14 protein-coding genes and 3 tRNA genes are annotated in these 14691 nt (G+C 62.8%); 14 read left to right on the forward strand and 3 right to left on the reverse strand.

What is annotated here, in order from left to right:
• Positions 1-54 precede the first annotated feature (54 nt).
• The 3 genes from rpmA to ASILVAE211_RS11485 all read right to left on the reverse strand — a co-directional run bounded on the left by rpmA (position 55) and on the right by ASILVAE211_RS11485 (position 1612).
• Positions 55-321: a 50S ribosomal protein L27 gene (gene rpmA / locus ASILVAE211_RS11475; RefSeq protein ID WP_227321455.1), complete on the reverse strand. Its 267-nt coding sequence runs from the start codon at positions 319-321 to the stop codon at positions 55-57.
• A gap of 28 nt (positions 322-349) precedes the next feature.
• The gene (gene rplU / locus ASILVAE211_RS11480) at positions 350-667 is read right to left on the reverse strand and encodes a 50S ribosomal protein L21 (RefSeq protein WP_227321456.1); all 318 of its coding nucleotides are present in this window, start codon (positions 665-667) and stop codon (positions 350-352) included.
• 183 nt (positions 668-850) lie between these two features.
• Complete coding sequence (locus ASILVAE211_RS11485) at positions 851-1612, reverse strand: SDR family oxidoreductase (RefSeq protein WP_227321457.1); 762 nt, start codon at positions 1610-1612, stop codon at positions 851-853.
• A gap of 210 nt (positions 1613-1822) precedes the next feature.
• Between ASILVAE211_RS11485 and ASILVAE211_RS11490 the strand changes: the two genes are divergently transcribed.
• The 14 genes from ASILVAE211_RS11490 (at position 1823) to ASILVAE211_RS11555 (ending at position 14689) form a co-directional block, all read left to right on the forward strand.
• Positions 1823-2398, forward strand: coding sequence for a type 1 glutamine amidotransferase domain-containing protein (locus ASILVAE211_RS11490; protein WP_227321458.1), 576 nt, complete (start codon positions 1823-1825; stop codon positions 2396-2398).
• Positions 2399-2482: 84 nt separating this feature from the next.
• Positions 2483-3913, forward strand: coding sequence for an NAD(P)H-hydrate dehydratase (locus ASILVAE211_RS11495; protein ID WP_227321459.1), 1431 nt, complete (start codon positions 2483-2485; stop codon positions 3911-3913).
• A gap of 102 nt (positions 3914-4015) precedes the next feature.
• Positions 4016-4100, forward strand: a tRNA-Leu gene (locus ASILVAE211_RS11500).
• Positions 4101-4220: 120 nt separating this feature from the next.
• The gene (gene tig / locus ASILVAE211_RS11505) at positions 4221-5546 is read left to right on the forward strand and encodes a trigger factor (protein ID WP_227321460.1); all 1326 of its coding nucleotides are present in this window, start codon (positions 4221-4223) and stop codon (positions 5544-5546) included.
• A 217-nt stretch (positions 5547-5763) separates the two neighbouring features.
• On the forward strand, positions 5764-6402 hold the full coding sequence (gene clpP / locus ASILVAE211_RS11510) for an ATP-dependent Clp endopeptidase proteolytic subunit ClpP (protein WP_227321641.1): 639 nt from the start codon (positions 5764-5766) through the stop codon (positions 6400-6402).
• A gap of 260 nt (positions 6403-6662) precedes the next feature.
• Complete coding sequence (gene clpX, locus ASILVAE211_RS11515) at positions 6663-7916, forward strand: ATP-dependent Clp protease ATP-binding subunit ClpX (RefSeq protein ID WP_227321461.1); 1254 nt, start codon at positions 6663-6665, stop codon at positions 7914-7916.
• 110 nt (positions 7917-8026) lie between these two features.
• Complete coding sequence (gene lon / locus ASILVAE211_RS11520; protein WP_227321642.1) at positions 8027-10405, forward strand: endopeptidase La; 2379 nt, start codon at positions 8027-8029, stop codon at positions 10403-10405.
• A 246-nt stretch (positions 10406-10651) separates the two neighbouring features.
• Complete coding sequence (locus ASILVAE211_RS11525; RefSeq protein ID WP_227308518.1) at positions 10652-10921, forward strand: HU family DNA-binding protein; 270 nt, start codon at positions 10652-10654, stop codon at positions 10919-10921.
• A 226-nt stretch (positions 10922-11147) separates the two neighbouring features.
• Positions 11148-11222 (forward strand) — tRNA-Val (locus ASILVAE211_RS11530).
• 318 nt (positions 11223-11540) lie between these two features.
• Positions 11541-11617: transfer RNA gene (locus ASILVAE211_RS11535), tRNA-Asp, on the forward strand.
• Positions 11618-11869: 252 nt separating this feature from the next.
• Positions 11870-12235, forward strand: a complete 366-nt coding sequence (gene ndhC, locus ASILVAE211_RS11540) for an NADH-quinone oxidoreductase subunit A (protein ID WP_227321462.1) — start codon at positions 11870-11872, stop codon at positions 12233-12235.
• A 5-nt stretch (positions 12236-12240) separates the two neighbouring features.
• Positions 12241-12813, forward strand: coding sequence for a NuoB/complex I 20 kDa subunit family protein (locus ASILVAE211_RS11545; protein WP_227321463.1), 573 nt, complete (start codon positions 12241-12243; stop codon positions 12811-12813).
• A gap of 61 nt (positions 12814-12874) precedes the next feature.
• The gene (locus ASILVAE211_RS11550; RefSeq protein WP_406566057.1) at positions 12875-13453 is read left to right on the forward strand and encodes an NADH-quinone oxidoreductase subunit C; all 579 of its coding nucleotides are present in this window, start codon (positions 12875-12877) and stop codon (positions 13451-13453) included.
• A 3-nt stretch (positions 13454-13456) separates the two neighbouring features.
• Complete coding sequence (locus ASILVAE211_RS11555; protein ID WP_227321464.1) at positions 13457-14689, forward strand: NADH-quinone oxidoreductase subunit D; 1233 nt, start codon at positions 13457-13459, stop codon at positions 14687-14689.
• Positions 14690-14691 lie beyond the last annotated feature (2 nt).

The following is a 14691-nucleotide window of genomic DNA, read 5'->3' on the forward strand; positions in this document are numbered from 1 at the left end:
GAAAGTCGATTGGATCAGCGCCCCGCGGGGCGCTGCGTCAATAAGGGTCGGCTCTTACTCAGCGGCGAGGGGTAGCGGCTTCACCGAAACATGGACGCGGTCGGCCTTCTTTTCGAAGGACACGTGACCGTCGACCAGCGCGAAGATCGTGTGATCCTTGCCGAGGCCGACATTCGCGCCCGGCTTCATCTTCGTGCCGCGCTGGCGGATGATGATGTTGCCGGCGATGACGCTTTCGCCACCGAACTTCTTGACGCCAAGGCGGCGGCCGGCGGTATCGCGGCCGTTGCGGGATGAACCGCCTGCTTTCTTATGTGCCATCTCTGTATCTCCTGCTTAAAGCGTGGGCTCAGGCCGCGACGATTTCGGCGATGCGCAGCACGGTGACGTGCTGGCGATGGCCGTTCTTGCGGCGGCTGTTCTGCCGGCGGCGCTTCTTGAAGATGATGATCTTCGCCAGGCGATCCTGGGCGACGACGGTCGCGGTGACGGTGGCGCCGGCCACGAGCGGGGCGCCGACCTGGGCTGCGATACCTTCGCCGCCAACGGCCAGAACCTCGTCGAAGGTGACCGTGCTGCCTTCCTCGACCTCAAGCTTCTCAATCTTAACAATCGCGTTGGGGACAACGCGATACTGCTTTCCGCCAGTGCGGATCACTGCAAACATAGTCTCAATCTCTTTCATGCTGCGCCCTCGTTGGGGCGGCTTCTTTTTTTGAGGCCGACATAGCGGGACGAACCCGCTTCCCTTCGCAGGGAGGCCAGCGGCCGGCATGTATCGGCCGGCCCTGTTCGTGTCAATCTGATTGCGCTTCTGCCGACCTGCGATGCAGGCGGGGCAGGGCCGCAATCAGCCTTCGGTCTTGACGATCTTCATGCCGGCGAAGGCCTGCACCACCGGCATGATCTCGATCGTATTGACGTTGAAATGCGCGGGCAGGGAGATGATCCAGCGCACCGTCTCGGCCACGTCCTCGGAGGTCAGCGGCGTCGTATTGGCGTAGACATTGGCCGCCTTGTTGTCGTCACCCGCGAAACGGACGTTCGAGAATTCGGTGCCGCTGACCAGGCCCGGCTCGATATCCGTGGCGCGGACCTTGGTGCCCAGCAGATCGGTGCGCAGGTTGAGCGTGAACTGGCGGACGAAGGCCTTGGTGGCGCCATAGACATTGCCGCCGAAATACGGCCAAGACCCGGCGATGGAGCCGATATTGACGACATGGCCGCGATCGCGGGCCACCATGCCCGGCAATACGGCGCGGGTGACATAGGTCAGGCCCTTGATATTGGTGTCGATCATCCGCTCCCAGTTTTCCAGGTCGGCCTCATGGGCGGGTTCCAGGCCAAGGGCGAGGCCGGCATTGTTCACCAGCACGTCGATCTCGGCCCATTCGGCCGGCAGACCGGCAATCGCCTTTTCGACGGCGGCGCGATCCGTCACGTCGAAAACCAGCGGCAGCACGCGGTCGGTGCCGAGTTCCTTGGCCAGGGCCTCCAGGCGGTCGGCGCGGCGGCCGGTCGCGATGATCTTATGACCCAGGGGGGCGAGAAGGCGGGCGATGGACGCGCCGAAACCAGCCGAGGCACCCGTGATAAGAACGATCATCTTCATCTCCTGCTTAACCCGCCGCCAAAGCCGGCAGTGCGATCTGCCACGGGTTCTGCCACCTCGGGCGAGGCGGGAGAAGGCGCAAATACGCGCAATTTCCGCGCTTCACGTAGAAGGTGGCGTCACATTGCCCGGCGCCGAGCTTGAGGCAGCCTGCCGGGCCGCCAACCTTCCGGGGCAAGAACGCGGGCAGACAAGGCCGGCGGCACCCCTATGGAGGACAAGGCATTGGCCATATCGGACAAGAAAATCGCGGCGCTGGTGACCGATGGTTTCGAGCAGGTGGAACTGACAGGGCCGGTGGGGGCGCTCCGCCAGGCTGGCGCCCATGTCACCATCGTCTCGCCCAAGGACGGCCAGATCCAGGGTATGAACCATGACGAGAAAGGCGACAGTTTCACGCCCGACCGGCAGTTATCGGCAACCAAGCCGGAGGAATTCGACGCGCTGCTGCTGCCGGGCGGCGTCGCCAATCCGGACTATCTGCGCGTGAACAAGGATGCCGTGGCCTTCGTCGGGCATTTCGCCAAATCCGGCAAACCGATTGCCGCCATCTGCCACGGGCCCTGGACCTTGATCGAGGCCGGTGCCGTCAAAGGCCGCAAGGTCACGTCCTGGCCCTCGCTTCGCACCGACCTCACCAATGCCGGCGCCACCTGGGTGGATCAGGAAGTGGTGCAGGACGGCGCGCTGATCACCTCGCGCAAGCCGGACGATATTCCCGCCTTTTCAGAGGCCTTCATCGGTTTGCTGAAAGCCTGCTCCGGCCCCGACCGGCGAGCCGGCTGACCGAACACACGAAGCGCCGCTGACTGGCGTGGCGGCAGGCCTGGGGGCATGATCCCTGGGCCTTTTTTACATGGCGAGGGTGATATGAGCTTTCCGGCCGAATTGCTGACCCCGGAGGAGATGGCGGCGGTCGACCGGGCCGCCCCATTGCTGGGCGTGCCGGGGCTCACGCTGATGGAGAATGCCGGGCGCGCTGTGGCACGCGCCATTCGCCGCCGCATGGCACCCTGCCGGACGCTGGTTCTGTGCGGACCCGGCAATAATGGCGGCGACGGCTATGTCATCGCCCGTCATCTGGCGCAGGAAGGCTGGCCCGTCACCGTCGCGGCATTGGCCGAGCCCAAAGCCGGCACGGATGCCGCCGCGATGGCGGCGGCCTGGCACGGGCCGCGTGCCGATTTTACAGAGCAGGCCGCGGCCCGCGCCGATCTGGTGATCGACGCGGTCTTTGGTTCCGGTCTCAGCCGTGAGGTGGAAAGCGCTGTTTTTAAAATATTATTATCCGCGAAGCGGGTCGTTGCCGTCGATGTGCCGAGCGGGTTGGATGGTGCCACTGGCCAGCCGAGGGGCGATGTCGTGCCGGCCGAATTCACCGTCACCTTCTTCCGCCTCAAGCCCGGCCATCTGCTGCTGCCGGGGCGGGATCTGTGCGGGGAGATCGTGCTGGCCGATATCGGCATGCCGGCAGGCGTTCTGCTCACAGATCAGGTGAAGACCTTCGCCAATAGCCCTGATCTTTGGACATTGCCGCAGCTCAGCCTCAGCGGTCAGAAATATACGCGCGGCATGCTGACCGTGCTGGCGGGCAGCGAAATGGCGGGTGCCGCGCGCATGGCGTCGCTCGCCGCCAGGCGGGTAGGGGCCGGATTGCTGACGGTCGTGGTGCAGGGCAATGGCGACGTGCTGCGCGCGACTGAGCCCGGCCTGATCATCTCCGAAATGCCGGTCGATGAATTGCTGCAAGATCAACGGTGTAAGACATGGCTTTGCGGTCCGGGCCTGGGCATCGACCGGGCGCGGGCGGTGCTACCGCAGCTTATCGCCGCCGGCCGCCAGATCGTCGCCGATGCCGATGCGCTGGGCGCCTGCGCGGGTGCGCCGGACAAGCTGCGCGGCGTTTCCGTCATCACCCCGCATGGCGGCGAGTTCGCCAAGCTGTTCGGCCCTGTGGGCGCGGACAAGTTGGCGGCCGCTCGCGCGGCGGCGAAGCGCATCGACGCCGTGGTGGTGCTGAAGGGCGCGGATACCGTCATCGCATCACCGGACGGACGGGCGGCCATCAACCACAATGCGCCGCCGTCGCTGGCCACCGCCGGGTCGGGTGACGTGCTGGCCGGCATCATCGCCGGGCTGCTGACCCAGGGCATGGCCCCATGGGAAGCGGCGGCGGCCGGCGTCTGGCTGCATGGCGAGGCGGCAAATCTCGCGGATGCCGACAGCGGCGGCGCCGGTCTGATCGCCGAGGATCTGGCGGACGGGCTCAGGCGCGCCCTTGCTGCGATGCAGCGCGGCTAGGCCGCCAGTCTAAGGGGCAAATCTTTCAATCAAGCTCTGTTACGCTCGCGCTTGTGGGGGTGGCACTTCTCCTGTAAAGCGCCGCCCCTACGGCTTTAGCCTGCGGGCGTGGTGAAATTGGTAGACACGCCAGATTTAGGTTCTGGTGGCGCAAGTCGTGGGGGTTCAAGTCCCTCCGCCCGCACCATGATTGCTCGGCGTCAGGCCGCTCGGCCGCCGGCCTTGCGGTCTCTCTCCGCCCGACTAACCGCCGCCTTTACGGGTTAACCCTAACGCCTTTTCGTTCGACCGGAGCCCAGACTTTCAAATGCAGATCAACCAAACCCAGTCCGACGGCCTGAAGCAGGCTTTCACTGTCACGCTGCCCTTCGCTGACCTCGACCAGAAGCGTCAGGCGCGGCTGGTTGAACTGGGCCGCACCATTCGCCTGCCCGGCTTCCGCCCCGGCAAGGTGCCGATGAGCCTGCTGCAGAAGCGCTATGGTTCTGCCGTCCTCGCCGAAATCTCCGACGAATCGGTGAACGAAGCGACCCGCCAGCTCTTCTCCGAGCGCGGCATTCGCCCGGCTTTGCAGCCGAAGGTCGATCTGGTCTCGGCCGGCGACGACAAGGATCTTGAATTCACCATCGAGCTCGAAGTCCTGCCGGAAATCAGCATCCCCAACCTGGGTGAGATCACGCTGACCCGCCTGAAGGCCGAGCCGACCGACGAGGCGCTGGCCCAGGGGCTCGACAATCTGCTCAAGAGCCGCCGCAAGGAAATCGAAGTCACCGAAGACCGCCCGGCCGTTGCTGGCGACGCGGTTGTGGTCGATTTCGTCGGCACCATCGACGGCGTCGCTTTCGAAGGCGGCACGGCGACCGACGTTCCGGTCGAAATCGGCGGCACGGGCTTCATTCCGGGCTTCGCCGAGCAGCTGGACGGCATCAAGGCCGGTGAAAACCGCACCATCAAGGTGACCTTCCCGGCCGAATACGGCGCGGCCGAGCTGGCCGGCAAGGACGCCGAGTTCGCGATCACAGCCAAGGCGCTGAAGACCTTCGAGACCGCCGTCGCCGACGACGCGCTGGCGACCGAACTGGGCTTCGAGGATCTGGAAGACCTCAAGAAGTTCATCCGCGACCGCCTGCAACGCGAGCTCGACTCGGAAGCGCGCCAGAACCTGAAGCGCCAGCTGCTCGACGCCCTGGCCGAGCGCATCACCTTTGACGTTCCGCCGACCCTGGCTGCCAGCGAATTCAAGCAGATCTGGGATCGCCTGGAAGAAGAGCGCAAGGCCGGCCGTCTGGACGAAGCCGACAAGGACAAGGACGAGGAAACGCTGAAGACCGAGTATCAGGCGATCGCCGACCGTCGCGTTCGCCTGGGTCTTCTGCTTGCCGAAATCGGCCAGAAGAACGGCATCACCGTCACCAATGACGAGCTGAACCGGGCCATTTTCCAGCACAGCATGATGTATGGCGCCCGCCAGAAAGAGGCGCTGGACATGTTCCGCAAGAACCCGCAGGCGGCCGAATTCCTGCGCGGACCGATCTTCGAAGAGAAGGTCGTGGACTATGTGCTCGAGCTGGCGAAGGTCGAGGACAAGAGCGTGACGCAGGAAGAGCTGGCCGCCGCCTCTTCCGAGGAATAAGCGTCCCCCTCTTTTAATTTCCGACCTGTGGCCTCACATTGCCTTGAGGCCGCAGGTCGCCCCTGGCTGAAAGCCCGTCGCCATTACGGGACGGCAAACGCTGGGGTCGGCTCTAGGCCGAGGGCTCTTGCGATACGGACAGGTTCATGAGGAAATGTCCCCCTATCGCATCGTGACGCTCCGGGACGAAGGCCCGAGCGGGGAAAGGACTGTGAGCATGCAAGACCGGGACCCCTTAACCGTCTACAACAACACGCTGGTTCCGATCGTCGTTGAGCAAACCTCTCGGGGTGAGCGGTCCTACGACATCTATTCGCGCCTGCTGAAAGAGCGAATCATCTTCATGACCGGTCAGGTCTTCGATGAGATGAGCTCCTTGATCTGCGCCCAGCTGCTGTTCCTCGAAAGCGAGAATCCGACCAAGGACATCGCGTTCTACATCAACAGCCCCGGCGGCGTCGTGACCTCGGGCCTCGCGATTTATGACACCATGCAATACATCCGCTGCCCGGTCAGCACCGTATGCATTGGGCAGGCCGCGTCGATGGGCAGCCTGCTGCTGACGGCCGGCGCCCCTGGCAAGCGCTTCGCGCTGCCGAATGCCCGCATCATGGTGCATCAGCCGTCCGGCGGTGCGCAGGGCCAGGCGACGGATATCCAGATTCAGGCGCAGGAGATCCTCCGGATCCGCCAGCGTCTGAACGAGATCTACGTCAAGCATACGGGCCAGTCGCTCGACACCATCGAAAAGAAGCTGGAGCGTGACAGCTTCATGTCGGCGGCCGAGGCGAAGGAATTCGGGCTGATCGACGAGGTCGTGGAAAGCCGCCCGATTCTGGGCGACGAGGCGAAATAGGCCTGAGACTGAGGGCAGACCATCGGGCCGACTAAGCAGTCCGGTCCGATGGCCTGAAACTTGGAAGGCTTGGCCGTCGCATAGAAAGACGGTGACACGCCCGGGCGCGGGTATCCCCTGATTTGCGCCGGGGCGGTAAGGTCTTTGATGGGAGGCGGGTCCGGCTGTCGGGGCGATCGGGCCACCACCTTGTTTTTTAACGCTTCCGGGGCGTAGTCTACCAGATTGACGCCTGGGCCGACCCGGGAGAGGAGCCTGCCATGAGCAAGACCAGCGATTCGAAGAACACTCTGTACTGCTCGTTCTGCGGCAAGTCCCAGCACGAAGTGCGCAAGCTTATCGCGGGACCGACGGTCTTCATCTGCGACGAATGTGTCGAACTCTGCATGGATATCATCCGTGAGGAGAACAAGACGCATCTGGTCAAGTCGCGCGATGGCGTGCCTACACCGCGCGAGATTTGCAAGGTGCTGGACGATTATGTCATCGGCCAGACACACGCCAAAAAGGTGCTGAGCGTCGCGGTCCACAATCATTACAAGCGCCTGGCCCATGGTCAGAAGCACAATGATGTGGAGATCGCGAAGTCCAACATCATGCTGATCGGGCCCACCGGCTCCGGCAAGACGCTGCTGGCGCAGTCCCTGGCCCGCATGCTGGACGTGCCCTTCACCATGGCGGATGCGACCACGCTCACGGAAGCCGGCTATGTCGGCGAAGATGTCGAGAACATCATCCTGAAGCTGTTGCAGGCCGCCGACTATAATGTCGAGCGCGCGCAGCGCGGCATCGTCTATATCGACGAAGTCGACAAGATCAGCCGCAAGTCCGACAACCCCTCCATCACCCGCGACGTGAGCGGTGAGGGCGTGCAGCAGGCCCTGCTCAAGATCATGGAAGGCACCGTCGCCTCCGTGCCGCCGCAGGGCGGGCGCAAGCATCCGCAGCAGGAATTCCTGCAGGTCGACACCACCAATATCCTGTTCATCTGCGGCGGTGCTTTCGCGGGTCTGGACAAGATCATCGGCGCGCGCGGCAAGGGCTCGGGCATCGGTTTCGGGGCTTCCGTGAAAGACCCGGACGAGCGCAAGACCGGCGAGCTGCTGCGCGAAGTGGAGCCTGAGGATCTGCTGCGCTTCGGCCTTATCCCGGAATTCATCGGTCGTCTGCCCGTGCTGGCGACGCTGGAAGACCTGGACGAAGCGGCGCTGATCGAAATCCTGACCAAGCCCAAGAATGCCCTGGTTAAGCAGTATGGCCGTCTGTTCGAGATGGAAGGCGTCAAGCTTAACTTCACGGACGAGGCTCTGAAATCCGTGGCGGGCCGGGCCATCAAGCGCAAGACCGGCGCGCGTGGCCTGCGGTCCATCATGGAACAGATCCTGCTGAGCACGATGTACGAGCTTCCCGGCCTCAGCAATGTCGAGGAAGTCGTCATCAACGGCGAAGTCGCCGAAAGCCGGGCCGAACCCTTGTTCACCTACGGCAAGGAACGGGCCGAAGAGAGTGCTTGAACTCGGGTGCCGCTGACGGGCCCGATAGAGAGAACGACTGTCCTTGAAAGGAGGTCATCGTGAGTGAAATTGACGACGTGAAGACCGAGCAGGCGCCCGTCGAGGGCCGCATGCCCGTTCTGCCGCTGCGGGACATCGTGGTATTCCCGCATATGATTGTGCCGCTGTTCGTGGGTCGCGAGAAATCCGTCCGCGCGCTGGAAGCCGTTGCCAAGGAAGGCAAGCAGATCCTGCTCGTCGCGCAGAAAAGCGCGGCGCAGGATGACCCTTCGGCGGACGACATCTACAAGGTCGGCACCGTGTCGACGATCCTGCAGCTGCTGAAGCTGCCGGACGGCACGGTGAAGGTTCTGGTGGAAGGCTCCAGCCGCGCCACCGTGACGCGCTTCACCGAGGTCGAGAATTTCTTCGAGGCCGAGGTTGAGCCGCTGGCGGAAGAGCTTGGCGACCCGAAGGAGCTGGAAGCGCTCGGCCGTACGGTCGTCGGCCAGTTCGAGCAGTATATCAAGCTGAACAAGAAGATCGCCCAGGAAGTCCTGGTCTCGCTCAATCAGATCGACGATTCGGGCAAGCTGGCCGATACGGTCGCCAGCCACCTGACGCTCAAGATTGCCGAGAAGCAGGAATTGCTGGAAACGCCGGTCGTCGGTGACCGGCTGGAACGTCTCTTCGCCCATATGGAGAACGAGATCGGCGTTCTGCAGGTGGAAAAGCGCATCCGCAACCGCGTGAAGCGGCAGATGGAGAAGACGCAGCGCGAATACTACCTGAACGAGCAGCTCAAGGCGATCCAGAAGGAACTCGGCGAGGGCGAGGACGGCAAGGACGAGACGGCGGAAATCGAAGAGAAGATCCGCAAGACCAAGCTGTCCAAGGAAGCCCGCGACAAGGCCATGGCCGAGCTGAAGAAGCTCCGCACCATGAGCCCGATGAGCGCCGAAGCGACCGTCGTGCGCAACTACCTGGATTGGATCCTGTCCATCCCGTGGAAGAAGCGCAGCAAGATCAAATCCGATCTCGACGCGGCGGAGAAGGTGCTCAACGACGAGCATTACGCCATGGAGAAGATCAAGGAGCGCATTCTGGAATATCTGGCGGTGCAGGTGCGCAGCCAGAAGATCAAAGGGCCGATTCTGTGCCTGGTGGGGCCGCCGGGCGTCGGCAAGACCTCGCTGGCGAAATCCATCGCCCATGCCACGGGCCGCAATTTCGTGCGCATGTCGCTCGGCGGCGTGCGGGACGAGGCGGAAGTGCGCGGCCATCGCCGGACCTATATCGGCTCCATGCCGGGCAAGGTCATCCAGGGCATGAAGAAGGCCAAGACCTCCAACCCGCTCTTCCTGCTGGACGAGATCGACAAGCTGGGCGCCGACTGGCGCGGCGACCCGAGCTCGGCGCTGCTGGAAGTGCTGGACCCGGAGCAGAACGGCACCTTCGCGGATCATTACCTGGAAGTCGATTATGACCTCTCGGACGTGATGTTCGTCACCACGGCGAACAGCCTGCGTATGCCCCAGCCGCTGCTGGACCGCATGGAGATCATTCGCATCCCCGGCTATACCGAGGATGAGAAGATCGAAATCGCCAAGCGCCATCTGGTGCCGAAGCAGGGTCAGGCCCACAACCTCAAGAAAGAGGAATGGTCCGTCGCCGACTATGCGCTGCGCGATCTGGTCCGCTACTACACGCGGGAAGCCGGCGTCCGTAATCTGGAACGCGAAGTCGCCAATCTCGCCCGCAAGGCGGTGAAGGAGATCGTTACCGGCAAGGCGACGCAGGTCGATTTCACGGCCGAGAATCTTGAAACCTATGCCGGCGTGAAAAAGTTCCATTACGGCGAGGCCGAGTCGGAAGACATGGTCGGAGTCGTGACGGGTCTGGCCTGGACGGAAGTCGGCGGCGAGATCCTGACCATCGAAAGCGTGCTGCTGCCCGGCAAGGGTGGCGTCAAGCAGACCGGCAAGCTCGGCGACGTGATGCAGGAGAGTGTGGCGGCCGCCATCAGCTACGTGCGCAGCCGGTCCATCACCTTCGGCATCAAGCCGACGCTGTTCGAGAAGCGGGATATCCATGTCCATGTGCCGGAAGGGGCGACTCCGAAGGACGGTCCGTCCGCTGGTATCGCCATGGCGACCTCCATCGTCAGCGTGCTGACGGGCATCCCCGTGCGGCGCGATGTGGCCATGACGGGTGAGATCACCCTGCGCGGCCGAGTCCTGCCGATCGGCGGCTTGAAGGAAAAGCTGCTGGCCGCTTTGCGCGCCGGGATCACCACGGTCTTCATTCCGAAGGAAAACGAGAAGGACCTCGCGGAAATTCCCGAAAATGTGAAGAAGGGCATTAAGATCATCCCTGTGTCCCATGTGGATGAGGTGATCAGCCAAGCATTGGCCAGAAAGCCTGAAGCTATCGAATGGTCTGCTCCTGATGACGACGCGATTCCCGCGAAATCGGAGACTGGGGACAAGGCGCCATCGCTTCCCCATTAATCGGCGGTTTTTCTACAAAAACGTGACTGAAAAAGGCGGCGGGTGACTATCCGCCGCCTTTTTCCTGCCCTATGGCATCTTTAGGCACGAAACATGGCGTGAGAGCTTGTGCCACAAGCGCAGACTCTTTTGGCTTGTGCCGATGGGGGCACGAACTTTTGGGAGTGGGTCCGCAGACATCCGGACCGACATGCCCGGTGTTCCTCCGTCGTGGATTTAGGTTTTTTGAGAACAGGGAGTTCGAGCGTGAACAAAAATGATTTGATCGCGGCGGTCGCGGAAGCGACTGATCTCTCCCGCGCTAAGGCCGGTGAGGTTGTGGACGCGGTTTTCGCCAAGATCACGGAAGGGCTGAAGTCCTCTGAAGTGCGCCTGGTCGGCTTCGGGAACTTCGTGACCGCCCATCGCAAGGCCGGCACGGGCCGTAACCCCCGCACGGGTGAGGAGATTGCCATTCCGGCTTCCACCTCCGTGCGCTTCAAGCCCGGCAAGGCTCTGAAGGACTCGCTGAACTAATCAGCCTGTCGGACGGTTCCTGGGTCTCCTGGGGGCTGCCTGACGGCTGCGGCTGGTCTTCCAGCCGGTAATAAGGGCCGGGGCCTCGTCCCCGGCCCCGCTTTATGGTCGAGGCCGCTCTGGCGGTTCGAAGCACAAAGCAAAGCTCGATGCGTCCAGCGCTCTTGTGCTGGCCGCATCGGGACGCTACCGGGTTTTCCCATACCGATATGCGTATCGGCACGGCGGGCGGTTAGCTCAGCGGTAGAGCGTCTCGTTTACACCGAGAGGGTCGGCGGTTCGAAACCGTCACCGCCCACCATTCTTTTCCCAGTTTTTTGCATCCGATTTTCGCGCCGCTGGGCAGCCTGTGGCTGCACGCGGTCGCGCATTCGTCGGTCGTCGCCCGCGCATGAAGCCGGACCGCATCGTTTTGTCTGTCATCCCCGGCAAGGCCGGGGATGACGTGTTTACTGCGGATATTCCACCGCCCACGCGACTCACGAAATATGCGTCAACTTGATGTCAACGCCCAAAGCGGGCAGGGCGGCCATCGCTGACCGGGCAGCAGAACGGCGTTTTTCCAGGCTTTGCGCGCTTGACGCTGTCAGGCCAGCGGGCTAATTCCCCTCTCGTCGCTGCGGGTGTAGCTCAGTTGGTTAGAGCGCCGGCCTGTCACGCCGGAGGTCGCGGGTTCGAGCCCCGTCACTCGCGCCAGCGGCGACAACCTTCCCCTAAATACGTCAATCTGCCATCATCGAAAAAGCCCCGGACAACCGGGGCTTTTCGCCGTTGCTTGCCTGCCGTCTGCCATGCCTAATGGCCGGGTGTGCCATGATTACAAGTCTTTCATGACAGTGGGTTAAGGGGGGTGGCGCACCGCTTGCGGAGGGACTAGGGTCCGTTCGCAAATGCGGTAAGCCGCTGCATAAGTGCGACACGTCTAGCGTCCCGACCGAGGAGATGAAGGTGCAACCTCTGCTTTCGCAGTACTGGCCCATTCTGATCTTTGGAGCGATTGCAGCGGTCATCGCCGGGGCCATGATGGCTGGCGCCATGCTGGCCGCGCGCCAGAAACCCTATGCCGAGAAACTCTCCGCCTATGAATGCGGGTTCGAGCCCTTCGACGATGCGCGCCGCCGTTTCGACGTGCGCTTCTATCTCGTCTGCCTGCTTTTCATCATCTTCGACCTGGAAGTGGCCTTCCTCTTCCCCTGGGCCGTCAGCCTGTCCCATATCGGCATCATGGGCTTCGTGACCATGCTGGCCTTTCTGGCGGAACTGATGGTCGGCTACGTCTACGCATGGCGCAAAGGCGCCCTGGATTGGGAGTGACAGCGATGAGCGGTGCAGCAGCCGGGACCACCGGAACCGACGTCGTCTGGAACGGGCGCGAGCTTCCGCCGGGACCGGATCAGGACGCCGTGATGAAGGCTATTACTGGCGAGATTTCCGGCAAGGGCTTCATCGTCGGCAATCTCGACAATATCGTGAACTGGGCGCGCACCGGCAGCCTGTGGCCGATGACCTTCGGCCTGGCCTGCTGCGCGGTCGAGATGATCCATGCCTATATGCCGCGCTACGATCTGGACCGGATGGGCGTCATTCCGCGCGCCTCCCCCCGGCAGAGCGACGTCATGATCGTCGCCGGCACGCTGACCAATAAAATGGCCCCGGCGCTGCGCAAGCTGTACGACCAGATGTCCGAGCCGCGCTGGGTCATTTCCATGGGCAGCTGCGCCAATGGCGGCGGCTATTATCACTATTCCTATTCGGTGGTGCGCGGCTGTGACCGCATCGTGCCGGTGGACGTCTATGTTCCGGGCTGTCCGCCGACCGCCGAAGCGCTGGTTTACGGGATCATGCAGTTGCAGAAGAAGATCCGCCGCACGGGGACCATTCTCCGTGGCTGACACTCCCGACACCGCAGCCGCCGAAGCCCCGGTTCCGGCGCCGCTGACCCCCTTCGAGGTTCTGGCGGCTGAGGCGGCCGCTTTGCCGCGCGTTCTGTCCTCCAAGGTCGATGTCGGCGAAATTGAAATTCGCACCGACCGGGACTCGCTGCTTGGGCTGATGACGGTGCTGAAGGATGATCCGCGCTTCGCTTTCGAGCAGGTGATGGATATCTGCGGCGTCGACTGGCCCGCGAATCCCGAGCGCTTCGAGGTCGTCTACAATCTTCTGTCCGTCTCGCTGAACCATCGCATCCGCGTCATCGTGACGACCGACGGTGTGGCACCGGTGCCGTCCGTCTCGCATCTCTGGGCCGTCGCCACCTGGTGGGAGCGCGAGGCCTGGGATCTGTTCGGCATACCCTTCTCGGGCCAGCCGGATCTGCGCCGCATCCTGACCGATTACGGTTTCGTCGGTCACCCGATGCGGAAGGACTTTCCGCTGACCGGCTATACCGAGGTCCGCTACGACGAAGAGCGCAAGCAGGTCGTCTATGAGCCGGTGAAGCTGGTTCAGGACTTCCGCCGTTTCGATTTCATCTCGCCCTGGGAAGGCATGACGAACTTGCCCGGTGACGAGAAAGCCCATCGGGAGGGCTGAGCCATGAGCGAAACCGTCACCGGCACCGTGCCGGAACACACGATCGTCAATCCCGAGACCAAGATCATCGAGATCGACAGTCACGCGCTGAATTTCGGTCCCCAGCATCCGGCCGCGCATGGCGTGCTGCGCCTGATTCTGGAAATGGACGGCGAAGTCGTCGACCGCGCTGACCCGCATGTCGGGCTGTTGCATCGCGGCACCGAAAAGCTGATGGAATATCGGACGTATTTGCAGAATACGCCGTATTTCGACCGGCTCGACTATGTCAGCCCCATGGCGCAGGAACAGTGCTATGTGATGGCGATCGAGAAGCTTCTCGGCATTGCAGTGCCGGAGCGGGCGGAGTGGATTCGCACGCTCTTCGCGGAAATCACCCGCATCCTCAATCATCTGCTGAATATCACGTCCTTCGCGCTCGACGTCGGCGCCACCACGCCCAGCCTTTGGGGCTATGAGGTGCGTGAGCAGCTGATGGAATTCTACGAAGCGGCGTCCGGCGCGCGCATGCATGCCAATTACATCCGTCCGGGCGGCGTCAACCGTGATCTGCCGGCCGGCCTGGAAGAGCGTATGCTCGCCTGGTGCGATACCTTCCCGACCTTCGTCGATGACATGGAAGGGCTTCTGACCGGCAATCGCATCTGGAAACAGCGCACCGTCGATATCGGCGTGGTGACAGCCGAGGAAGCGCTGAACTGGGGCTTTTCGGGCCCTAATCTGCGCGCTTCCGGCGTGCCGTGGGATTTGCGTCGCGCGCAGCCCTATTCCAAATACAGCGAAGTCGAGTTCGACATTCCCGTCGCCCGCCACGGCGACTGCTACGACCGCTATCTGGTCCGCGTGCAGGAAATGCGGGAAAGCCTGAAGATCATCCGCCAGTGCCTGGCCAAGATGAAACCCGGCCCGGTGCGCATCGCCGACAACAAGTTCACGCCGCCCAAGCGGGGTGAGATGAAGCGGTCGATGGAAGCGCTGATCCATCACTTCAAGCTGTTTACGGAAGGTTTCCACGTGCCGGCGGGGACGACCTATACGGCGGTCGAATCGCCCAAGGGCGAATTCGGCGTCTATCTGGTCGCCGACGGCACCAATAAACCCTACCGCTGCAAGATCCGTCCCACGGGCTTTGCCCATCTGCAGGCCATGGACAAGATGGCGAAGGGTCACATGCTGGCCGATGCGGTCTCCATCATCGGGTCCATTGACCTCGTCTTCGGCGAAATCGACAGGTAATC

It is taken from the genome of Acidisoma silvae (assembly GCF_020618775.1).
In the GTDB taxonomy this organism is placed as follows: Bacteria; Pseudomonadota; Alphaproteobacteria; order Acetobacterales; family Acetobacteraceae; genus Acidisoma; species Acidisoma silvae.